Genomic DNA, 23,610 nt, shown 5'->3' with positions numbered 1-23,610 from the left:
TTTCTAGAGATTTACAATTCAAAAAGAGTGCAAATTAATAATGCTTTAGGCAGTCTGTTATACCCAATAATAGTTATATTTATCAAGGAAACACAACCCCATTCTTTTGAGGGTTAAGATAGGTTTTTAGACAATCTGTCGTTGGCAGTAACTCTCAAAAAAAAGGTGAGAAAACAAAAACTTAATAAAACAATAAACAAACTCCTACATCCAAATTTTGGAACATTGGTTGTGTTTTGTGTTGTACTTTATGGGTTGGCAATTTTTCAAGACTACGTTTTCTCCAAAATTAAACCTACGGGTTTTTATTGGGCAGATACTATGCTTTATAATATATATTGGCTTTTATTTATTCCATTTATAAAAATTGCAAATTCCTTTTACAATAAAGTTCAATTCAAATCACTAACGGGCAAAGTACTTTATGCTTTAAGTACAGGGTTTATATTTAGTGTACTGCATATATTTATTTTTACTTCAATTTTTATCTTAGGTAGTAATCTTATCTATTCTATACCTCATCGTTTTTTAACAATGCTTAAAAATGCAGTCTCAAATCAATTACATATAACAATTATGGTCTATTTATTTAGTCCTTTTGTTTTTGACTATCTTAAAAGAAAAAAGCAGTTAAATAAACACTTCCAAAATCAAAAGACCAATAAGACCATTACGGTTAAAAATGGTATTCGTAGGATAAAGATTGATACGCTTACAATCCTATTTATCGAGACCGATAGACCCTATACAATGGTACATACAACCAGTCAGAAAATTTTGCATGATGAGAGTTTAAAAAAACTTGGTGACTTATTAGACCCTCAAACCTTTTTAAGGGTTCATCGTTCGGTAATTGTTAATAAAGACTACGTAGCAGAATTAAAATCAAGAAAGAATGGCGATTATGATGGCATCTTATCCAATGGTCAATCCATAAGGTTCAGCAGACATTATCGTCAAAATTGGAGCACCCTATTAAACCACTAAGTTCTAAAACCACTCCGGTAAGCTAATTCTTGTATCGTTTCCTTTTCAACACTTAAGATTTATTGGACTTTTGAGACTTCCTTTAAATTTTATACTAATGAAAAAAATACTGAACTTCGGACTCTTATTTCTATTCCTGATATCATTGGCAAGTTGTAATGGTCAGACAAAAAATGAACAAATACCTAAAAGAAATAACAAAAACAAAATTGTTGGTGGTGGCTGCGATGGTTGTGAATTAATGTATATCGGAATGCCAAAAAACATTCAGCCTATTGACACAAGTTCGGCCTGGAACGGGAAAGGGCAAAAACTATTGGTTACAGGAAAAATACTGAAATTAGACGGAGTTACGCCTGCGCCCAACGTAATCGTTTATTATTGGCAAACAGACCACAATGGATATTATGCTAACGGAGAAGGCAAATCTCAAAAACACGGTCGTATTCGTGGTTGGGTAAAATCTGATGAGCAAGGGAATTACTCGATGTATACAATTAGACCAACACCTTATCCAAATCGTGATATACCTGCACACATTCATTTATCTATTAAAGAACCTGAAATTGATGATGAGTATTATATCCATAATTTAGAATTTGCTGATGATATATTATTGACAAGTAAAAAAAGAAAAGCGCTTAAAAATCGTGGTGGTAGCGGTATCTTAAGGGTATTGATTGATAAAGAAATACAAATTGCTGAGCATAATATTGTTTTAGGACTTAATATCCCTAATTATCCTATAACAATAGATCATACAATTAAATCTGGTCTAGAAATTGGAGAAGACAATCCTTCTTTTACACCATTTCATGCCTGGGGACCCGACAAAGGCACAAGAACTTGCCCAGTATGTAAATATGGACGATTTCACGGAATTGTTTACTTTGTGGGTAGCCAACCAAACTGGTCCGAAATAAAAGAATGGCTAACATTTTTGGAGCGAGAAAGTGTTAACCGAGAAAAATATTTAAAAGTCTACTTTGTTTATGGTAATAAGAAAGGCTACAGCAAATCGAATCGACAAATAGAATTAGAGCAACTTGGAAAAGAATTGAACTTAGAAAATATTGCATTGACTTTTGTTCCATCATTTACCGATATACAATCAGAAGTCCATTTAAATAAGATAAACCCTAAAGTAGAGAACACAATAATCATTTACAGACATCGAAATATAATTGGAAAATTTGTTAACCTGAAACCAACAAAAGGAAACCAAAATGAAGTATCAAAAATGCTAGATAAAACTGTAAGCAAATACTTAGAATTACCAGAACCTAAGCATAATTAAACAAGAGTATACTGCCAATATCGTGTATAAAAAATCAATGCTTCCTCTCATAGTTGCTCTTAGGGATTACAAGGTATGCTATATTTATCGTTGCCATAATTGAAAAAAAACAGAACGCTTTTAAAATAGTATCTCACTTTACCAAATAATTAATATACTAACCAATGATCTAATCTGGTAGAATCGGTTAAAAATCTTGTTATCGGTCGTTTTATTATTTAGCAAAAGTTAAATGGGAGTATTTTTAGGTATCTACAAATAGATGTATTTAACCTAAAAAAACAATGAGAAAATTTAAGCAGATAGCACTTGTAATTCTTGCAATTCTAATTTGGACAGCCTTTATCGGTTATGGATTTATAGATGGTTTTTTATTACGACCCATTACTTCTAAACATACTTCTGAGGCATTTATCGAGGCAACCAAAGAAAAAATAGAAAATGAGTTCGTTGGTAATTATGCAATGACATTGATAGAGAATGGAAACGTTTCAAAAAATTTCTTTTACGCTATTGATCAACCTGTAGATGAAAACACGGTTTTCCCAGTCGCTTCGATTAGCAAATGGGTTACATCTTTTGGGGTTTTAAAATTAGTAGAGCAAGGAAAACTGGATTTAGACAAACCTGTTGATGATTACCTTACAAGATGGCATCTACCCCAAAGTGAATTTGACAATAAAAAAGTAACTACTAGAAGGTTATTATCACATTCGTCTGGCTTAATCGACGACCTTGGTTATGCAGGTTTTGCAGAAAATGAGACTGTACAAACCATCGAAGAATCCTTGACTAAAGCCGCAGATACCGAATACTCAGAAGGTATAGCGATAGTTGGTTACGAACCTGGGAGGAAGTATATGTACTCGGGGGCTGGCTATACCATACTGCAATTACTGATTGAAGAAATTAGCGGTCAATCTTTTAAAGACTATATGAAAAAAGAGGTTTTTGAACCTTTAAATATGAAGCATTCTACTTTTGAATATCAAGATACATCTAATCTGCAATTGGCAAAAGTTTATAAAGTCGATGGTACAACCAGGAAAATGAATAAGTTCACTGCTCTTGCGGCAGCAGGATTGTATACCACTACGGCAGATATATCAAAATTTCTAAAAGCTAATGTAGCAGAGAATAATGTTCTTTCTAAAGAGACCATGCTAACCATGAGTACAGCCGAAACATTTATTAATACCATTGGAGTCTATGGATTAGGTCCTCATTTATACAGCCAAAACGACACAAAATCAACTATTATAGGTCACGATGGAAGCGGAAATAATGCGATCAATACTGCTGCGCGAATTGACCTAAAATCTAAATCTGGAATAATCATTTTAGAAACCGGAAACTGGAATATAGCATCCTCAATCGCAGATGAATGGATTTTTTGGAAAACCGGAATTGCTGACTACGTTGTAATGCAGCGTAATACATCATACATATTAACTTTGTTGATAGTTGGATACGTAGTTATCATTTTTTTATCCCTAATGATGATCAGAAAAAAGAATAAGAATAGAAAAACAACTACAGGTAATAACGTGTCCTATGTATAACCATTTCCCAGGTTTTAGATTAAAAACACAATATGGTAGTATTTTAATAAACTCATACTAATGATTTTATGTTATTGTCCCCAATTCTAACATCAAAATCGAGCGGGTTTTTTATACTCAATAATAGTAATTACATTTATCAAGTAAACATAACCGCATTCTTTATTATATTGTTGTAGTTAATTGAATACCCAGTATTTTAATACGTGAAAAATGAAATTTAAAAACCATTATGGCAATAATTGATAAACTACAAATTGGTCATGGTTATAATAAAGTAGAACTATCAGATCTTATAAACGAACCTAAGGCTGCGGCATTACAGGTTGGGTTACTTTACTGCGATAATCGAAATACGACAATTCTTTTTGTTACTTTAGATAAGAAGAAAAAGGAAAAACAACTTCATTACAACGATTTTTTTGACGACGACTATTTTGAATGGGATAGCCAAAACAAGCAATCATTTGAAAGCGATAGGATCCAAGCAATATATAACCAAAAAGTAGATGTGCACCTAATGGCAAGAGTTTCAGACAAACTCAAAGGAAAAACCCAACCTTTCATTTATTGCGGTGAATTGAAATACTTCAGTCATGATGAAACCTCTAGTTATCCTGTGCACATAACTTTCCAGAGCACAGATTTCCAATATGAAACCCAAAATGAAAGCTTAAAAGAACTGTACAACTGGAAACCAGGAGATGTTGGAAGAAGGGGTGCATTTAAAACCAATTATAAAAAACCAATTAGTGAAAAACTAAAGACCAAATTTAAGAAGCCAAATAAAACCGAGAGAAAAGGGTTAGTTATATCTCGAGTTGGACAGGGATACTATAGACAACAAGTGCTAGAAAAATGGAATTATGAATGTGCCGTAACAGGTTCGAATATCACAAAAATCTTAATTGCTTCACACATAGTTTCTTGGAAAGAATCAACTAAAGAGGAAAGATTAGATCCCGAGAATGGGATTTTACTAAGTCCAAATTATGACGCCTTGTTTGATAAGCACTTAATTTCTTTTTCTGATGACGGAGCCCTGATTATTTCTAAATCAATCGAGTTAGAGGATCTTGCTAGATTAGGAATTGAAGCAAGTGCAAAAATTACTGTTAATGAGGAAATGAAACCTTTTCTAAAAAGACATAGAAAGATACTGATATAATATGCTTGAGGTAGTTTGCGGAATTATACATAAAGATCATAAAGTTTTTATTGCTAGAAAAAAGCAAGGCAAAGCTCTTGCAGGGTATTGGGAATTTCCTGGAGGTAAAATAGAATTAGGTGAAGACCCAGAAGATGCACTTGCACGTGAACTTAGAGAAGAACTAGGAATGATCGTATTGGTCCAAAAATTTGTTGGTTATAATACACATGTGTACCCCAATGTAACAATTAAGTTGCTAGCCTTCAATTGTGTTTTCAAAGAAGCTTCTTTAACGCTAATTGATCATGATAAATACAAGTGGGTTAATCCTGAAGAACTAATAAACTTCAAGATGGCGCCTGCCGATGTACCTTTAATAAAATTAATCACAAAAAACTAGCTACAACATTGGAATAAATCACATATTTAAATCAAAACTATATTCTATTGGAGACTAAAAAAGAAGAATTTGAATTTGTTTATGTAGAAAATAATGGAACAGTTCGCGAATTGGATACTGAGGAAGTTGAATACTTACAAACGGAATTCCAACCAGGAGATGGGGCCAGACCATACATAAAAAGTAACTATAACCAACGTACACCTGACAATAAAATTTCTGGATTCATATTAAGAAATGAAGTTCCTGAAAATATTGAGATAATAAGAACCGATCTAAGATATTTAGAAATTCGATTCCCAATTAATATTTACGATTCGGGTAAAGCAATAGAATTACCATTAGGAATATATAGTGTAAAAGTTATTGGTGGTTGGGATGTCTCGATTGGTAATTTTACATTCACATTAAAAAATATGGAGAATGGAAAAATCATTAATCCAGAAGTAACAAATTGGAGATTTCAATCTTATGAATCAGGTCAAAGAGCCAAAAAAATAATGGTTTTAGATATTCCTGAAAGGGGAAATTATATTATCGAATTTAAAAATCAGAAGAGTTTAAAAGTAAGACCATCAAACTTGATAATTACAAGGTTATTCGAAAAACAAATCCCAAATAGGGAATTACGAATTTGGATTGGTTAAAAACAAAAATATAACACAACACCATTCATGAACTCATAGCTACTCGATAGTTAAACAGATTATCTTCTTATTTTTGGTAAGGCGCAATACTTGCAAAAGGCAAAAGTTAGCCAACAATACGCAGAAAAATCGAAAAACAAAGTAACGTTTTGCCCTGCCACAACACATATATTTAGCGTTGTGCTTCATTTTGACCAACCCATAATAAATAAAATCTTTAGAAAAATTCATATAATCAATCTTAGTCATGAAACAATCATTTCAATTATTCTTACCCTTATTTATTCTTATCCTATTTACCTCTTCTTTGTCTGCACAAAAAACAGAGAAAAATTCTAAGGAATCCGCTTTAGAAATAGATTTATCCGACCGTCAAGCTATAATTAAGACAATTAAGAATTTTTATATCGGTGATCATACAGGAAGTATCAAACATAAAAAACTCTCGATGCACGAAAAGGGTGCTTACAGATATGTCAACAAAGATGGAGAATATTCAGAAAGTATTTTTCGATTGGATTCTGATAACGCAGATCCTAATTATAAAGAGGAATTATTGAGTATTGAAATTTATGATAAGCTTGCGTTAGCTCGACTTCGATTAGACCAATTTCGAACCAAGCTTCCGGAATATAAATTGATGACGCTACATAAGGCTAATGGTAAATGGAAAATCACTAGTATTACCTGGGGCTTCGGAATTACGCAATAAAAATCTAAAAACAAAGTAACATTTTGCCTTGCTACCATACCTATAGTAATCATTGGGATACATTTTTAACAGAAATTACTATAGAGAATGAGACAGAACCTATTATTGACTATACTACTATTAACAAGTAATTTGATAGTATTTGCACAAAAAAATAATATACTAAACAGCTACAAGCATCATTCGGTAATAACAGAAAATGATACTATAAACTACCATACATACAGTAAACAAAACATTGATTCTATCAATACTTTGTTTATATATCTTCAGGGCTCAAGGGCAAAGTCCTTGTATCAAATACAAAAAAGAGAAGGAAGTATGTCTATTAGAACAACTGTGCCCTTTGATTTTGCCACAATCCCGGATCATTATTTATTTGTGGTGATCTCGCGTAAAGGATTTCCGTTTGTAACCGAAAAAGACAAACCTTTTCCTGTTCCCAAATCATACTTTGAAAATCAAACTCTTACCTATAGAGCAAATCAAGCAGATGTAGTGATTAACGACTTATATGATAAATACAACAAACAAATTGATAAAATAATCGTACTCGGACATTCTGAAGGGAGTGATGTTGCCGCAAAACTCGGAACCATAAATAAAAAAATAACGCATTTCGGATATTGGTCTGGTGGAGGAAATACACAATTTATTGATTTTGTAACTTTTATTAGAAAAGATGTGGATAAAGGAAATTTGACAGAGCAGCAAGCTCAAGTAAAAATAGATTCCTTATTTAACGACTTAAGAAATATCATGTCTAATCCCAATGCAACCGATAAATTTTGGCAAGGAGATGATAATAGTTATAAACGATGGAGTCATTTTTCTGAACCACCCGTTGAAAATTTATTACAAATTAACAAACCGATATATGCTGCCATCGGGACAAAAGACCAAGCTGTCGCTTTAGAATCGGCTTACTTAATACCAATCGAATTTATAAGGCATCAAAAAGACAACCTTACTTTTAAAGTGTATCCCGATTTAGATCACGGATTTGGAAAAGAAATAGAAAACGGAAAGTTTGAAGAACATTGGAATGATGTTTTCCTGGATTTTCTAAATTGGGTTGATAAAACAGAATAAAAAACGTATACTAGCAATGGCGACAAAACCTTTTTAATGAACAAGGAAGAAATCATAAACATAATTTGTGAGAAGTATGCTTTTTTAAATGATGAATGCAAATTGGAGTTCTCTAAATATTCTAAAGTATTAGTATTAGAAAAAGGAGAAATATTAGTTAAAGAAGGGCAATATTCTGATAAAGCTTATTTCATTGTTAAAGGATGCTCCAGAGCTTTCTACTTAAATAACGGAAAAGATATTACCGATTGGTTTGCATTTGAAAATGATTTTATCTGCGCTATAAATAGTTTTTTTCAAAATATACCAAGTCCACATTTTATCGAAGTATTAGAAGAAACTACACTACTGGTCATATCTAGAGATTATATAATGAAATTGTCGGATAAGTATCATGATTTTGAACGATTAACGAACAGAGTCGCTACCAGAACCATGCTAAAATTACAAGCTAGAATTGTAGCTATGCAATTTCAATCTGCAGAACAAAAATACCAAAACATTTTATCTGCATACCCCACTATTACCCAAAGAGTTTCATTAACACATATCGCTTCTTACATCGGGATTACACTCGAAACATTGAGCAGAATACGAAAACAACATATTAAAAATTTGATATAAATCAAATGAAAAATGATGATTTGTAGCGACGACCATTTGTAAAATAGCAAAGATGAAACGAATACAGTATATACCAGATCTCATAACAACAACCCAGCAAAAATCTGTAATTATGATTAAAAAAAGTATTGTCGTGAAAAAGGTTAGTCTATTATTGCTATTTTTTATAGGTAGTTTTTTACTGTTTCCCTCTATCACTATGGGGCAGCATCGATACACCGGAGTTTCGGACCAGAATCAGACGGGTTCGAAAGGAATCTCTGCCAATGCTCTAGTGGCATCTTATGATTTTGAGACGTATACCAGTGATGGATTGTTGAAAGATTTTGGTCCTTTTGAAAATCATGGTAAAACTTTGAGAAACCTAGACACATTGGGACTCTCTGGCAAAGCTCGTAAATTTTCTACTCTTGCCGATATAGTAGCTCTTCGCGATCACACAAGTTTTGATCTTGATGGCCCCATTACAGTAGCAGTCTGGATGAAGGTTTCTACTCTAAATTTACATCAACATATTTTGGCGTGTAATGATAAGTTTGTCCTTTGGATTACAAAATCAAATAAGTTTAAGTTTGCAGACACGCAAGGAAATGCTTTTACTACATTAGAAGGAACGGTTAAGGCAGATGGTTGGCATAGTGTGGTCGCTGTATGGTCTGGTACCAAAGGAGATACACTTTCTAAAGACAACATCAAAATATTTGTTGATGGTGTACAGATGGATGGTACTTATAAGAATAAATGGAGCCCCAGTACTATGCAAACCAATAACGCATCTGTTATAGGTTCGACACTTCATGGTGCTATACCGCATCAGGAATTACCTTTTGTAGGGGCAATAGACGAACTACAGGTCTTTTCTAGAGTTCTTAATAAGGATGAAATAAAAATACATGCAACAAAATAACAATTAGATTACGATTTGATTTTATTAGACCTCACAGGCTTGTGCTGTGCTTGTTACAGTATCTCTGTGGAGTCTATATTTTCATTTTCGTGTGAGAAATTGTCCAAAAATAACAAGGTAACCTTATTAAAGTATATATATGTTTGTATATGAGTAATCCTACGCAACTAGAAAGGTATAAATCTTTGTTAGATTTTTTGGATAAAAAATTTAAAGAAGATATCACTATCAATGATATAGAAGAGGTCTCGTATTACTCCTATCGAAACATCAATCGAATATTTCTTGCACTACATCATGAAACCATCGGAAAGTACATTAAAAGAATTAAGCTAGAAAAAGCAGCACAATACATTAAATATTCTGACGCCACTATTTCTGATATCGCTTTTTTTCTTGGGTATAGTGATATCGCAGCTTTTAGTAAAGCATTTAAAAATCAATTTAATTGTTCTCCCTCTCAATTTAGAGAAACCCAGGAGCTTAAACGGCAATTATTTCAAAAAACAATAGAACCACAAAAAGTAAATCAACAATCCCCTATTACTTTTGAAATTGAAGAATTACCCGGTTTCGATTTTCTATACCTTACCTATCAAGGAACATTTGAAGATATTGATGGTATTAAAGAGACCTGGAAACAACTTATAATGTATGCATCAAAAAATAATGTATTTGATAGTGATACCATATGTATGGCAGAGATATTAGATGATAATGATATTACCGATAGTGTACATTGCAGATATAATGCAGGTATTGTTATAGAATCTCCATTAAAATTTGAAGTAGAAGGATTGTTTAGAACCAAAACAATAGCGCCTCAAAAATATGCTAAATTTCTTCATAAAGGCAGTTATGAAGACTCTATAGTGACCTATGATTATATTTATTCGCATTGGATGACAGACATACAATTAGAATTAGTAGATAAACCTACCCTAGAGTTTTTTCTTAATGATGAAGCAGATACTCCCCAAGACGAATTACTTACCGAGATTTATATTCCTATCAAGTAACATATTGTCCAAAATTAACAAACAAGCTCTTTAGCATTGCTATTACTTTTGTTTTATAAGTAAAAAGCATGAAGAACTTTACGTTTCAAAAATACTGGTACTTAGGAGTTTTAGGGTGTATTGGTTTCTATACCTTCTCAGATGTTATCGATTATTACCATGGTCGAGGTTCCATTTGGGGGTTATTAAGCCTGTTGTGGTTCCTTTGGTTTTTATACTTCTTACCAGAAAACCAACAGCAAAAATGACTATAGAAGAAATTACTTTACTTTTCCAGACTTCAGAAATACTAGACTATGTAGGGTATTTCTTTATCATCAATATTGCCCTTATCTTTTTTGAAATTTGCTTAGATTTTTTCACCAGCAAAGAACGAAGATGGAAAGATACTGGAGCCAATATTATTATATTTTTTCTCGGACAATTATTAGAAAAAACGACATTTGGGGCTATCGGGATCATTTGTCTCCTACCCTTTTATCATCTATCGCCATTTGAGATTACTATGAATGGCTGGACTTGGGTTATAAGCCTTCTGGTTGCTGATTTTACCTATTATTGGATGCACAGGCTAGAACATGAACATCGTATTTTATGGGCCAACCATAGTGTTCATCATTCTTCTGAAGATTATAACTTAACTGTATCCATGCGATTAAGCATTATAGAAAGTGCAATCGAGTGGGTTTTTCTTATACCGATGATATTAATGGGTTTTAATCCTTTTCAAGCCATAGTTTCACTAATTTTTGTTGCACAATACCAAACATGGATACATACCGAAAGAATTATCAAACTGGGTTGGCTGGATGAAATATTTAATACCCCATCTGTGCATAGAGTACATCATGGTTCTAATCAAAAATACCTCGACAAAAATTATGGTGGAGTACTAATACTATGGGATAAACTATTTGGCACTTTTCAGAGAGAAGAAGAAAAAGTGATCTATGGATTAACCAAAAATATAAACTCTAATAATCCTATCACTATCAATTTTATCGAATACAAAAATATATGGAGAGATGTAAAGCAATGCAGAACCTGGAGTGATCGATTTAAGATCATCTTTGGCAGTCTTATCTGGCGTCCTTCTTATTTTAAAAACCATAAAAACAATACATGACGACTATAACAATAGCTAACAAGCTAGTAGAATTACTACGGGAGAAAAAATTTTTGGAGACTCAGCAACAATTATTTGCTACAGATGCAATCAATCAAGAACCTAATAAGTTTAAGGAAAAATCAGTAGTAGGTTTAGAAGCTATGATTCAAAAAGAAAAGCGTTTTCTTTTGTATATAAAAAAATGGAATCATTTTGAGGTTTCGGATCCATTGGTGAGTAAAGACCATTTTAGTATACGAATGATCACAGATGTAATCATGGTAAACAATGATAATGTAGTAATCGACGAGATCATTGTATATGAAGTGAGTGACGGAAAAATCGTAAAAGAGCAGTTTTTTTATCATTAAACTTATCTAAAAGGCAAATTCTATTCTATTTTTTTAAATGACCATTACCTTTCTTTGTGATCATCATTTAAATAAATAGTATGAAAAATAGTTCACTATCTGCAGTATATATATGTTTTTTGATCCTAATTTTTGGTTGTACTACTTCTAAAAAAGAAACCGAAAAAGTTAGTGATAAAGAATACACTACCAACGATCAAAATCCAAAATGGGTAAGTAGTTTAATAAATGCATATAGAACCTTAAACGATAATCAAAGCATTGAAGCAGCCAATCAACTATATGAGGCCGCAGAACTTATGCCCAAGAAAAATTGGGAGATCTATTTTATGGCAGCAGCTGTTTATGCTCCCAAAAACAAAAATGAAGAAGCGTTTTTATCATTAGATAAAGCTATACAAGCGGGACTTAGAGATTCTGTATTAACAGCAACCTATCCCGATTTATCTAATCTAAGAAACGATTTAAGATGGAATAAGCTATTACATACCATAAGTAATAACAGAAGAACGTATATAGGGACTATTAAAAATCCAGAGCTATTAAAAGAATTAGAAGAAATGTGGGCGCAGGATCAACTTGCATTATCTCAATATGAAGAAAACACAAAAGCTTTAGACAGCAATGCTTCTACAGAAGAACACCAATTACTCTTTAAACCCGTAGAAGAACGATGGGAAATAAACAAAAATAAACTCGATAGTATAATCGATATTCATGGTTGGCCCGGCAATAAACTTGTTGGAGAAGATGGAGCAAAAATAAGTTGGGCAATACCACAACATTATCCCGATGTTTTTTTTAAACAAAAATGTCTATCTCTAATTGAAAAAGCAATGAAGAAAGGAGATATGGATCCCAATCATTATGCAGAACTTAATGATAGGATAGCTCGAGATACCTGGCAAAAACAAATCTATGGAGCAAGTATGGCACAAGGTGCTCCTTATCCTATTAAAGACCCTGCCAACGTAGATAGAAGAAGAGTTGCATTAGGGCTTCTTGAGCCAATAGAAGTATATGCTTATTTTCATGGGATCAAATACCAAAAACCTAGCGTAGAAGAAGCTAAGATAGCATTAGCAGCCTCACATCAAAAAGCGCAACAAAATTTTGAAACATTTGAAAAATTTATAGGTCAGAAAAACATTGATTCGGCAAATACACATATTGCAAACGCTATATCATTTTACGGTGAACTTAGTAATGAACAACTTTATCAGGCGTCATTGTATCTTGCTCCGTTCGAGAATGAACGTTCTAAACGAATTTGTAAAAAAATCCTAAAAGTTCTTATCTGGCGAAAATGGGAAGGTAGATTTCAAATACCCAAACAATCAGAATTTGTTTCATGGCATCAAAAAAAGGAATGGTTAGAAATTACAGAACTCCTTCAGAAAAGTCAATAATTACTATTTTTAACTCTCAAATATCAATTTCTTCAAGATCTAAACTATCAAAGAAAATATCGACATCAAAATCATTTTCAAAAGCTAATTTATAAAATATCTTGGCTTTTTCTTCATTTTTATCAACTTCCTCTCCCATAATATACATTGCAGCCAATTGCCCTGCTGCTTTACCATGACCTAGATTAGCAGCTTTGGTATAATATTTTACGGCCATATTGGTGTCCTTAGGTATGGTTTCATATCCTGTAGCATAGTATGTTCCCAGATTATAGATTGCTCTGGTGTTATTGTTTTCTGCAGCTTTAACACACCAACTTAACGCTTTTTGTAGATCTTGTTCTGTTCCTATCCCCTGGGTATAATAAATACACAATTCGAACATAGCATCAGAATTTCCTTTATTGGCTGATTTCTGATGCGCTAATAAAGAAGCTTCCAAATCTTCTTGATAGGCATATCCTTGATATAACATATAACCTTTTAGCAAATATAATTCTCCGCTAGAGTCCTCTTTTTCTAGTTTTTCGACTAAACCAATAATATCATTAGCAGGTATAGAAATGAGGTTAGCAAAATAAGCTATTCTTACATATTTTATCCATGCATCGATGCCGTATCCTGACTCGGCCGCTAATTGAAAATATGTTACTGCTTTCTCTGCATCTTGCTCAACACCAATGCCCACATAATAAACCATACCCAATTCATACCATCCTTCAGGATTTCCCAAATTTCCTGATTTAGTATATAAATCAATCATTACATCAACTTCTTTGGTATCTAATAAACCAATTATTAGATCTCCTCTATCGATTTTTTCTCGAATTTTCTTAGCCTTTTGATAATCTGTCATGGTATTATTTACTTTAGTAGTACAACGAGCAAAAAAACATAGTATCACTATGGATATCGATAGTAATTTCATTTGTGTTTTTTGAAATCAAAAAATTCTCTATTTCCTTTCAAATATAAGGCAAAAAAAGAGCGAGTTTTTAATTAAGAAAACGATCAAACTGCTTCAAACAATTTTCCCGGCAGTGGTTTTATAACTCCTTTAAGTTCCATATTAAGCAAAACAGAAGCTGTTTTAAATGTAGGAATTTGACATTGTAAAGCTATAACGTCTAATAACTCCTTTCCGTTATCGGTTAAAAAATTATAGATTTTCTTTTCTTGTTCATCTAACTCTACAAATAGTTTTTTCTGTACAGCGGGTTGTTCATTCTCATCAAGTTTCCAATTAAGCATATACATTAGATCAGCAGCACCGGTAAGCATATGGGCGCGCTGGGTTTTTATCAACATATTACATCCTTTGCTTAAAGGATCATGTGCTCTACCAGGAACTGCAAATACATCCCGATTATAAGAATTAGCAATATCGGCAGTTACCAAAGAACCTCCTTTATCGGCACTCTCGATTACTACAGTTGCTTCACTAAGCCCTGCTATAATTCGATTACGACCCAGAAAATTTTTGCGATCAAAAGTATCTGTGCTCCAGAAATCTGTGAAAAACCCGCCGTTTTCCTCGATCTGTGGAACATACCTCTTATGCGCTTTAGGATAAATTTGATTTAATCCATGAGCCAAACAACCTATAGTTTGTAGATTATGTTTAACCGCTGCTCGCTGCGCTGTGATATCTACACCATAAGCAAAACCCGACACGATAACAGGGTTTACGGGAGCGAGAGTTTCTATCAATTCCTCACAAAACCGTACTCCATAGCGAGTTACCTGTCGTGTCCCCACAATACTCAGAATCTTTTTGTGCTCAAGATCAATATTCCCAGAACTAAATAATACTACAGGACCATCAATACAATGTTTCAGCCTTTCTGGATAACCTTGTTGATCATATACCAGACAATTGATATTATTCTCCTGTATAAATTGTAGTTCGTTTTCTGCAATTCGTCGATATTCTGGATTATGCAAATCTTTGATTTTCATTTTTCCTATTCCATCAATTTTGAGCAGGTTGTTTGTTTTTTCGGTAAGTACTCCCTCTGCATCACCGACTTCGCGTATTAATTTTTTGATAGAACTATCCCCGAGATTGGTTACTTTTTTAAGGGTAAGTAAAGCGAGAAGTTTTTCGATGTTCATGTAATAATTTGTAAGTCAGTGCAAGAAACAAAAAAAAACGAAACTGTTGATAAATTCAGTGGCTAGAGTTTAAATGACCTTCATTTTTTTATACCTTTGGGATAATTAATTTTCACTAACAAAGAAAGCACATTTTTAGAAGGGGTAATGAATAACACAGCTAACTACATAAGCGAACTATTATATAGATATGAATGCATAATTCTACCAGGTTTTGGTGCATTTTTGACCAGGCGTCAACCAGCTACAATACAAGATGGAACTAATACATTTTATCCTCCTCAAAAATTAATTTCTTTTAATAGCCAATTAAAAAACAATGATGGCTTGTTAGCGAATTATATTGCTTCTGCAGAAAACATCTCATATACAGATGCTGTTGCCAAAATACAACGTTATGTTTTATCTCTTAATGAAAAGATGGCAAACGGACAACGTATAGAATTAGAGAAAATTGGTTCGTTCTATACTTCGGTAGAAAACACCTTACAATTTGAACCTTTACAGGAGGTAAACTATCTTACAGAAGCTTTTGGGTTACATTCGTTTGCATCTCCTGTAATTAAAAGGAATATTGAAATCAAGCGTGAAGTATATAAAGAGGATGTAGAAGCTATTGAAAAAGTAATTCCGCTTACGTTTACACCAGAAAAACGTAGTGAACGCCCTTATTTACAATATGCAGCTGTGGCAGCAATCCTATTGGGGGTTGGTGGTTTTTTTGGTTTGAAACAAGTTAGTGATACCAATGTAAGTTATAATAATAAGGAATGGCAAAAAGCTAATCAGGAAATTGAAAACAGGATACAAGAGGCTACTTTTGAAATTTCTAACCCACTCCCTGCTATCAATCTTAATATTATAAAAGGCAAAGAAAACACTACTACAACTCCTGAAATATCTAATACTGTATCAGGAAGTTTTCATATTGTAGCCGGTGCTTTTAGAATTGCATCTAATGCAGATAGTAAAGTACAAAAACTTAAAGCGCAAGGGTTTAATGCGCATCTTATTGGAGTAAACAGATATGGTTTACACCAGGTAGCATACGAAAGTTATGAAAACCGTTCTGAAGCGGTACAAGCACTAGCCAGAATTAAAAAAGAACAGAGTTCTAAAGCCTGGTTATTGATTAAAAAGTAATCTAAAAATCATACTACGATTAATTTATTATAAGTGCTTTGTTGTCACCACATCAGAATACTGTAATATGAAGTTTAAATACTCATAAATTATACCTGTTGTTATTTTCTCATTATGGTATTACCGCATATCTTTGCAAAAATTTAAAATTGCATGGAATCCAGACATCCTTCAGAATCTCTTACTACTTTAACCGATTTGGTACTAACAGGAGAAACCAACCCTTTAAATAACTTATTTGGAGGAGAACTTTTAGCTCGCATGGATCGTGCAGCAGGAATTGCAGCAGGTAGGCATTCTAGACGAATTGTAGTTACTGCTTCTGTAAATCATGTTGCTTTTAATAAGGCTATTCCACTGGGTAGTGTTGTAACTGTCGAAGCAAAAGTTTCTAGAGCCTTTAGATCGTCTATGGAGGTGTATATAGATGTGTGGGTAGAAGATCGCCAGAGTGGAGATAAAACTAAAGCTAATGAAGCTATCTATACCTTTGTTGCTGTAAACGAAAGTGGAAGCCCCGTAGCTGTCCCTTCAATAAAACCAGAAACAGCACTCGAAAAACAACGGTATGATGCGGCTTTACGTCGTAAGCAATTGAGCTTGGTTTTGGCAGGAAAAATGAATCCTAGTGATGCTACAGAGTTAAAAGCATTGTTTGTATAGATTGCTCATTATTATTTCTTGTTAAAGAATATCAGATCTTTTTAAATATTGCGATTGCATTATGACCTCCGAAACCAAATGTGTTGTTCATAGCAATATTGATAGTTCCTGTTATAGCTTCTTTTGTAATAATATTTAGGTTTCCAGGAATTTCCTTAGCAATAGTATTCGTATTAATGGTTGGTGGAACAATCCCCTCATTAATAGCTTTAACACATAATATACTCTCGATTGCACCAGCGGCACCAAGTAAATGGCCTGTCATAGATTTGGTCGCACTAATTTTAAGGTTTTCGGGTGCATTTCCGTAAATTTTTGTGATTGCTTTGATTTCACTTAAATCTCCAACTGGGGTTGAGGTAGCATGCGTATTTAAATAATCAACTTCTTCAGGATTAATTTTTGCTTCATGCAAAGCAAGCTCTATAGCTTTTGCCGCTCCAAGCCCCTCTGGATGTGTTGCTGTCATGTGATATGCATCTGCAGTCATCGAAGCACCTATGATTTCGGCATAAATTTTAGCTCCTCTTTTTTTAGCATGATCAAGATCTTCGATAACCAGTGCTCCTGCTCCTTCTCCCATTACGAAACCATCTCTCTCGCTATCAAAAGGCCTTGAAGCCTCGCTTGGGTTATCATTTCTGGTAGACATTGCTCTCATTGCATTAAATCCACCTATCGAAGCCTCTGTAATTGGAGCCTCAGACCCACCAGTTATAAATACTTTTGCCTTCCCAAATTTTATATAGTTATAAGCATCCATTATGGCTGAGTTTGAAGTAGCGCAAGCAGAAACTGTAGTATAATTAATCCCCATTAGTTTAAATTTCATAGAAATCATCCCCGAAGCCATATTCGATATGAGTTTAGGTACAAAAAATGGATTAAATCGAGGAGTATTACTATTCTCAATATATCCTCTTACTTCTTTTTCAAAAGTATTCATACCTCCTTGTCCAGTACCCCAGATCACTCCAATATCGAAAGGAGATATTGAGTTTACATCAATTTTTGAATCTTCAAACGCCTCTGTTGCTGCGTATAATGCATATTGAGTAAATAAGTCACTTTTTCTAATTTCATTTCGTTCCAAGTATTTTTGTGGATCAAATTCTTTCACCTCACAAGCAAACTGAGTTTTAAATAAAGACGGATCGAATTTTGAAATTCTTACAGCTCCACTTTTAGCATTAATTGCATTATCCCAAAATTCTTCTACCGAATTTCCAAGAGGGGTTATAGCGCCTAAACCAGTAATTACAACTCTTTTTTCTTTCATATTAACATAAATTATACTTACTAATAAGTAAGTTTAAATGGTTAAAAAAAATTATATACTCTTCAATATTGAAGCCTTAACAGATTTTAAAATATTTTTCTGGATAACTTTATCAAGGATCAGCGATGAAAGTAAAGCTGCTATAACAACATCAGTTTTTTCCTCGGCCGTCTCCATAAAATTAAATTCTTTGTTTTTAAGACCTTCTTTAAGGACCATCTGCATCCAGCTACGAATTTCCTCACTCATCTTTGTTAGTGAATTCTGCATATTTTCTGGTAAAGATTCATAAGAAGAACCCAATGCTCCTACCAAACAAACCAAGTTAAGAGATTGGTTTTTCTCATAAAGAGCAATAAAATTATTTAGCTTTTCTTTTGGTAAACATTGTTCCCATTCTATGTGTTTTTTCTGAAATTCATTTCTTGTTCTAAGAATAATTTCTTCTCCCAGATCAGATTTTTTTGGAAAATGATAATGCACCGCAGCATTCTTTATTTGTAATGGCACAGATATATCCTTATAACTAAAGGCATTATATCCTTTAGTTCTAATTAGTTTTTCTGCCAGATCTATTATTTCTATTTTCTTATCAGACATAGTTTTCAAATATACTTACTAGTAAGTAAGAATGCAAAGAATAAAGATATAAAAATAGTTTCTACCTACTTAATTACATCTTATAAATCCAACTTTGAGGGTTTAATCGTTTTGCATTTTGGTAGATTAAGAATTTCATAATCGCTCTACCAGTTGTTGGGTTGGTGCGCACCTCACCTATTGCTTGTTTTGTTGATACTTTTTGCCCTTCTTTAACACTAATATTCTCAATATTATAGTAGGTAGTGATATAATTACCATGTCGTATTTGTATCAAACGACTCGCTCCTTTAAGTTTTTGTATGGCGATTACTTCTCCTTCAAAAATGGCTCTCGCAGGTTCTCCCGACCTCGTTTCAATTTCTACCCCACTACTATTAATTTGTATATTAGGGAGCGTAGGATGAGGCTGACGCCCAAATTTCTTTGTTATTCTTCCTGTTCCTACAGGCCAAGGTAATTTTCCTTTATTAGATGTAAAATTATCAGCTAATATTTTGGCCTCTGCAGTAAGTGCAAATGTGGTTGCAGACCCCTTTTTGGTTACTTTTTTACCTGCTTTTTTATTAGCTCTAGCAATTGCTTCTCTAATTAACTTCTCAATCGCTTTATCAATAGCACTAGCTTGTTGTTCTTTTTCTTTGATTTGCTTTGTGTAGGTACCTTGTTTTTTGCGAATAGAAGTCATCAAAATTTGCTGCTCCTTTTTTTCTGCTTTAAGCTTATTCTGTTCTTCGCGATTCTCCTCGATTAGTACTTGCTTTTCTTTTTTTTGTCTCGACAGATCTGTATTTAAAGTTTGAAGTTCTCTTGTGTTGTTTTCTATTCGATCTGCCTGTTCTTTGCGATGTTCATTATACTGTTTCATATATTGTAATCGCTTATAGGCTTGAGAAAAATCTGAAGAAGAAAGTAAAAACATAATTCTACTTTGATGGGATTTACTCTTATATGATTTTGAAATCATCTTAGCATAATCCTTTTTAAGTGCTGTAAGTTCCTTACGATACGCCTCTATTTTTTTAAAATTCGTATTGATCTCCCGAGTCAATAAATTAGCCTGTTGATTCGTAATTTTTATTAGGTTTTTACGTGTTCCTATCTGTGAATTGATCGTTTCTACTTCATAAAGAACAGAACGCTCTTTACGCTTGTTATTAGCACGTAGCTCTTTCATTTGTTCAATCTCTTCTCTAAGTCGTTGGCGCTCTTCTTCGAGCTGTTGTTGTTTGCTACTTTGAGAAAAAGATGGACTACAAACCAATAATAAACCTACGAAATATATAATCTTTAAAAACCTCATTGAATAGTGACTTGCTTATACCCTGATGGTATTTTAAACGGAAAACTCACCTTAGCATTGTAATCTACCGTTTTATAATCTATCTCAATCATGGTTTTTTCTTTTTCCTGCAACGCTTCAATATAGATTTCTTTCGGAAAATCCTGATTTCCTACTTTTTGATAGCTTTTATAATTAATCGTTAGATCTCTATTTTCGATAGGTTGTTTTAATCGTTGCGAGTACATTTTGAAGGTATCGGGATGTATTAAAAACAAACGTTCAAAAAGTGCTAATTCTGTCTTAGGTCGTAATTGATACCCTTTTCCTGTTATTGAAGATTTATATTTATCGTTTCTTAAGTTAAACAATGCTTGTCCTAAAAGCATCTGCTGTACTTTATTATAATCCAGATCTGTGCCCAGCCAATCGCTTAGCAATTTAAAATCTCCTTCAAAATAGGTGTTGTTAATTTTCTCGTAGTAGCTTACTTTTTCTGGTGTTATTAGCGCCTTTGCCAACGTAATACCCAACATCTTTACACTAATCCAAATGGTTTTATCTTTTTCTATTCGCAGTGTAGCATTAGGGCTATAAGATTGTTTGCCATCATCGTATCTTACTTTTATACGAGTATTAAGTGTTTTAAAATTAAAAGATCGATTGTAGTGATTTGCAATTATTTTTTCTGCATTTAGTTTTTTGATTCCCGACGCACTTACCGCTTTGGTTCCTTTACAAGAATTAAGCATCATCATAGCAATGCACAATAGATAAAATATTCTGTTCATTACCCGCTTATGATTTTTTCTGAAGTTGATTTACTTTTTGTTGATATTCTGAAGCTTTTGTAGTATCTCCCAAGTTGCGATATGCCTCACTTATTTGTTGGTAAAAGTCTGATTCCATCTTTAGGTCATCTATTACGTAATCTATACCTATAGTAAGAATCTCGATAGCTTCTGCCGCTTTTTCGAGATGAATTAATGCTACGCCATTGGCCAAATAGAAAATAGGTTGTGCAGGATACATTTCTAAAGCTAATTCGCTTCCTATTTCTACTTTTTCATATCGCTTTAAATCTAGTTGTAATAGTAATATTCTTTTTAGCAATACAAAGTCATTGGCATTACTTTTAATTCCTCGTTCATAAAAATTGAGTGCTTGCTCCTTTTTGTCTTTTTTATAGTAATAATGGCCTAACTCTGTAAAGACTTTTCCATTATTCTGACCATTAGAGAGCAACGAAACAACATCTGTTAATTGAGATTCGTATTGAGGATTCTTATCTAGAAACGGTAAAAAATCGTTAATCACTTTATATTTTGATTCGACATCTATTTTATTACTTTTTAAAGCAATCTTCATCGAACTAATAGCTTGTTCAAAATTATTTTCTTCAAGATAAAATTTATACAGTGCCAGATGTACGAATTCTGATTTTGGCTTTTTCTTTAATAGTAATTTAGCCGTTTCAAATGCTTTTTCTTTTTGATTATCCTTACTATACAGATAGATCAGGTTTAAATAATTCTGCTCTACCTTAGGTTTTTCTTTTATTTTTTGCTCTAGTCTACTAATTTGACTATTGGGATTAATAATTTTTGAGGAGATCCTTTTTCGTAACCTATTGCGATAATCATCGGCTCCAAATTCATCATCTAATTCATCCAGAGCGATTAATGCTTCTTCATATCGTTTTTCTAGAAAATACAAATTCGCCAACTGTTCCTTGAACATGGGATTGAATGCAACTAACTTTTCTACTACTCCTATCGATTCTTGATATTTTCGTTGTTGAAAATAAACTTCGAACAAAAGCTCGAGAAGAAACCTGTTATTGGGCTTAGCATCTAATACTTTTACGAAATTATCTTCTGCATCCTGATATCGTTTTAGCTCTAAATAATTCTTACCTAATTCTAAATATAAAAAATCGGGTTTAGGGTCAATTTTTATACATTTCTCTAAGGCTTCAATTGCCTTATCGTAATTGGTAATCGCTTTTTGTTTTAGCGCCTCAAAAAAATTCTCTTGAAATTCGTCAGAAACATTTCCTAGATCGTCTATATTTATCTCTTGTTTAGGCTCTATATCCTGAGATAGAACCATAGTACTCCCACTCCAAAAGAATAGAAATAAAAGACATATATGTTTCCAATAGTTAATCATAAACTGTGTTCTGCAATACTGATATTGCATCATAAATTATTCCAAAACAGAATAGTCTCCAATACTCACTGTAGTGAAGTTTCCATCATAAACAGCATTGTTTCCAATCATAGCATTGTCTAAGTTAGCATTTTTTATGACAGTTTTGGTCTGAATCAAACTATTTTTGATTATCGCATTCTCGATTGTACACCCATTTCCTATAGAAACATTAGGTCCAATAGTCGCGTTTTTTAATGTTACTCCTTCACCCAAATAGCATGGAGCTATAACAGTTGAGTTTTCTTGTGTAACTTCATTACTAACCAAATGTTCTCCATCTTTCTGTAAAAACCCAAGCATTCTTGTATTTGTTTCTACGGTAACATTTTTGTTTCCGCAGTCCATCCATTCATCTACCTGTCCGGTTACAAATACTTTTCCGTTACTCATCATTCTTTTAATTCCATCATTAATCTGGTATTCTCCCCCATTAATGATATTATTATCCAGAACATACTGCAATTCGTTTTTAAGAACTGCCACATCTTTAAAATAGTATATACCTATTACTGCCAGGTCGGACACAAATTCTTTAGGTTTTTCTACTAATTCTACAATCTCGTTATTATCGTTTAGTTTTACGACGCCATAAGCTTCTGGTTGGTCTACTTGCTTTACCCAAATTACAGAGTCTGCATTTTTATCGAGGTTAAAATCTGCTCTAATTAGTGTATCTGCATAAGCAATTACTGCGGGTCCAGACAAAGATTCTTTGGCGCACATAATAGCATGCCCTGTTCCCAGGGGTTGATCCTGTCTATAAATAGATGCTTTTGCTCCTAGGCTTTCTGCTAATATGGTTAAACTTTCTACTACATCATCTCCAAAAAATGCGGGATCACCCAATACAAAGGCTACTTCCTCAACTGGTTCTCCTAAAACTTTAGCAATATCTGATACTAACCGATGTACTATTGGTTTTCCGGCAACCGGAATTAATGGTTTAGGAACTGTGAGCGTATGAGGTCTTAGTCTAGATCCTCTTCCTGCCATTGGTACTATAATTTTCATGCGATTTTAAATTGGTTT

Annotated in this window: 24 protein-coding genes; 16 read left to right on the top strand and 8 right to left on the bottom strand. The window is 33.2% G+C overall.

The genetic code is table 11. The features are described 5' to 3' along the window. Positions 1-165: 165 nt before the first annotated feature. The 14 genes from NNL09_RS08165 to NNL09_RS08100 all read left to right on the top strand — a co-directional run bounded on the left by NNL09_RS08165 (position 166) and on the right by NNL09_RS08100 (position 13,285). Positions 166-987, top strand: a complete 822-nt coding sequence (locus tag NNL09_RS08165; RefSeq protein ID WP_152538299.1) for a LytTR family DNA-binding domain-containing protein — start codon at positions 166-168, stop codon at positions 985-987. A gap of 97 nt (positions 988-1,084) precedes the next feature. After that, positions 1,085-2,284 (top strand): intradiol ring-cleavage dioxygenase, encoded by a 1,200-nt coding sequence (locus tag NNL09_RS08160; protein WP_196910990.1) that lies wholly within the window; start codon positions 1,085-1,087, stop codon positions 2,282-2,284. Between the two features lie 284 nt (positions 2,285-2,568). After that, positions 2,569-3,846, top strand: coding sequence for a serine hydrolase (locus NNL09_RS08155; protein WP_196910991.1), 1,278 nt, complete (start codon positions 2,569-2,571; stop codon positions 3,844-3,846). 232 nt (positions 3,847-4,078) lie between these two features. Continuing rightward, positions 4,079-5,014, top strand: coding sequence for an HNH endonuclease (locus NNL09_RS08150; RefSeq protein WP_025665374.1), 936 nt, complete (start codon positions 4,079-4,081; stop codon positions 5,012-5,014). Position 5,015: 1 nt separating this feature from the next. Next, complete coding sequence (locus NNL09_RS08145) at positions 5,016-5,396, top strand: (deoxy)nucleoside triphosphate pyrophosphohydrolase (RefSeq protein ID WP_025665375.1); 381 nt, start codon at positions 5,016-5,018, stop codon at positions 5,394-5,396. 47 nt (positions 5,397-5,443) lie between these two features. Then, positions 5,444-6,043 carry a hypothetical protein gene (locus tag NNL09_RS08140; protein WP_196910992.1) on the top strand — a complete coding sequence of 200 codons (600 nt, stop codon included), beginning with the start codon at positions 5,444-5,446 and terminating at the stop codon, positions 6,041-6,043. Between the two features lie 247 nt (positions 6,044-6,290). Further along, positions 6,291-6,755 carry a nuclear transport factor 2 family protein gene (locus tag NNL09_RS08135; protein ID WP_025665378.1) on the top strand — a complete coding sequence of 155 codons (465 nt, stop codon included), beginning with the start codon at positions 6,291-6,293 and terminating at the stop codon, positions 6,753-6,755. An 87-nt stretch (positions 6,756-6,842) separates the two neighbouring features. Further along, the gene (locus NNL09_RS08130) at positions 6,843-7,847 is read left to right on the top strand and encodes a dienelactone hydrolase family protein (protein WP_196910993.1); all 1,005 of its coding nucleotides are present in this window, start codon (positions 6,843-6,845) and stop codon (positions 7,845-7,847) included. A gap of 36 nt (positions 7,848-7,883) precedes the next feature. Beyond that, a complete protein-coding gene (locus tag NNL09_RS08125) occupies positions 7,884-8,471 on the top strand; it encodes a Crp/Fnr family transcriptional regulator (protein ID WP_025665380.1) in 588 nt (195 codons plus the stop codon). A 52-nt stretch (positions 8,472-8,523) separates the two neighbouring features. Further along, positions 8,524-9,378 carry a LamG domain-containing protein gene (locus NNL09_RS08120; RefSeq protein WP_196910994.1) on the top strand — a complete coding sequence of 285 codons (855 nt, stop codon included), beginning with the start codon at positions 8,524-8,526 and terminating at the stop codon, positions 9,376-9,378. 149 nt (positions 9,379-9,527) lie between these two features. Continuing rightward, positions 9,528-10,397, top strand: a complete 870-nt coding sequence (locus NNL09_RS08115) for a GyrI-like domain-containing protein (RefSeq protein WP_196910995.1) — start codon at positions 9,528-9,530, stop codon at positions 10,395-10,397. Positions 10,398-10,572: 175 nt separating this feature from the next. Beyond that, complete coding sequence (locus tag NNL09_RS08110; protein ID WP_196910996.1) at positions 10,573-11,523, top strand: sterol desaturase family protein; 951 nt, start codon at positions 10,573-10,575, stop codon at positions 11,521-11,523. Then, on the top strand, positions 11,520-11,876 hold the full coding sequence (locus NNL09_RS08105) for a nuclear transport factor 2 family protein (RefSeq protein WP_196910997.1): 357 nt from the start codon (positions 11,520-11,522) through the stop codon (positions 11,874-11,876). The genes NNL09_RS08110 and NNL09_RS08105 overlap by 4 nt, the downstream gene beginning before the upstream one ends. A gap of 80 nt (positions 11,877-11,956) precedes the next feature. Next, positions 11,957-13,285 (top strand): DUF6624 domain-containing protein, encoded by a 1,329-nt coding sequence (locus NNL09_RS08100; RefSeq protein ID WP_196910998.1) that lies wholly within the window; start codon positions 11,957-11,959, stop codon positions 13,283-13,285. Between the two features lie 16 nt (positions 13,286-13,301). Here NNL09_RS08100 and NNL09_RS08095 read toward each other — a convergent pair whose 3' ends face one another. Next, positions 13,302-14,213 (bottom strand): tetratricopeptide repeat protein, encoded by a 912-nt coding sequence (locus NNL09_RS08095; RefSeq protein WP_035096060.1) that lies wholly within the window; start codon positions 14,211-14,213, stop codon positions 13,302-13,304. 83 nt (positions 14,214-14,296) lie between these two features. Continuing rightward, complete coding sequence (dprA, locus tag NNL09_RS08090; RefSeq protein WP_196910999.1) at positions 14,297-15,400, bottom strand: DNA-processing protein DprA; 1,104 nt, start codon at positions 15,398-15,400, stop codon at positions 14,297-14,299. A gap of 147 nt (positions 15,401-15,547) precedes the next feature. On the opposite strand from dprA, the gene NNL09_RS08085 reads away from it, so the two are divergent. Together NNL09_RS08085 and NNL09_RS08080 are read left to right on the top strand one after the other, a co-directional pair. After that, on the top strand, positions 15,548-16,543 hold the full coding sequence (locus NNL09_RS08085) for an SPOR domain-containing protein (protein WP_196911000.1): 996 nt from the start codon (positions 15,548-15,550) through the stop codon (positions 16,541-16,543). A gap of 153 nt (positions 16,544-16,696) precedes the next feature. Beyond that, positions 16,697-17,206: an acyl-CoA thioesterase gene (locus tag NNL09_RS08080; RefSeq protein WP_025665389.1), complete on the top strand. Its 510-nt coding sequence runs from the start codon at positions 16,697-16,699 to the stop codon at positions 17,204-17,206. A gap of 31 nt (positions 17,207-17,237) precedes the next feature. Here the strand turns inward: NNL09_RS08080 and fabF are convergent, their stop codons facing one another. The 6 genes from fabF to NNL09_RS08050 all read right to left on the bottom strand — a co-directional run bounded on the left by fabF (position 17,238) and on the right by NNL09_RS08050 (position 23,592). After that, positions 17,238-18,485: a beta-ketoacyl-ACP synthase II gene (gene fabF, locus NNL09_RS08075; protein WP_025665390.1), complete on the bottom strand. Its 1,248-nt coding sequence runs from the start codon at positions 18,483-18,485 to the stop codon at positions 17,238-17,240. A gap of 51 nt (positions 18,486-18,536) precedes the next feature. After that, positions 18,537-19,085: a TetR/AcrR family transcriptional regulator gene (locus NNL09_RS08070; protein ID WP_196911001.1), complete on the bottom strand. Its 549-nt coding sequence runs from the start codon at positions 19,083-19,085 to the stop codon at positions 18,537-18,539. A 73-nt stretch (positions 19,086-19,158) separates the two neighbouring features. Then, on the bottom strand, positions 19,159-20,388 hold the full coding sequence (locus NNL09_RS08065) for a murein hydrolase activator EnvC (protein ID WP_025665392.1): 1,230 nt from the start codon (positions 20,386-20,388) through the stop codon (positions 19,159-19,161). Beyond that, positions 20,385-21,158, bottom strand: a complete 774-nt coding sequence (locus NNL09_RS08060) for a DUF4292 domain-containing protein (RefSeq protein ID WP_196911002.1) — start codon at positions 21,156-21,158, stop codon at positions 20,385-20,387. The genes NNL09_RS08065 and NNL09_RS08060 overlap by 4 nt, the downstream gene beginning before the upstream one ends. 7 nt (positions 21,159-21,165) lie before the next feature. After that, a complete protein-coding gene (locus NNL09_RS08055; protein ID WP_196911003.1) occupies positions 21,166-22,539 on the bottom strand; it encodes a tetratricopeptide repeat protein in 1,374 nt (457 codons plus the stop codon). Positions 22,540-22,575: 36 nt separating this feature from the next. Beyond that, positions 22,576-23,592, bottom strand: coding sequence for a sugar phosphate nucleotidyltransferase (locus NNL09_RS08050; RefSeq protein WP_196911004.1), 1,017 nt, complete (start codon positions 23,590-23,592; stop codon positions 22,576-22,578). Positions 23,593-23,610: the final 18 nt, after the last annotated feature.

It is taken from the genome of Aquimarina sp. EL_43 (assembly GCF_943422735.1).
Taxonomy (GTDB): domain Bacteria; phylum Bacteroidota; class Bacteroidia; order Flavobacteriales; family Flavobacteriaceae; genus Aquimarina; species Aquimarina megaterium.
Note: the sequence above shows the minus strand (reverse complement) of the source record. Positions and strands in the feature narration are given on the sequence as shown.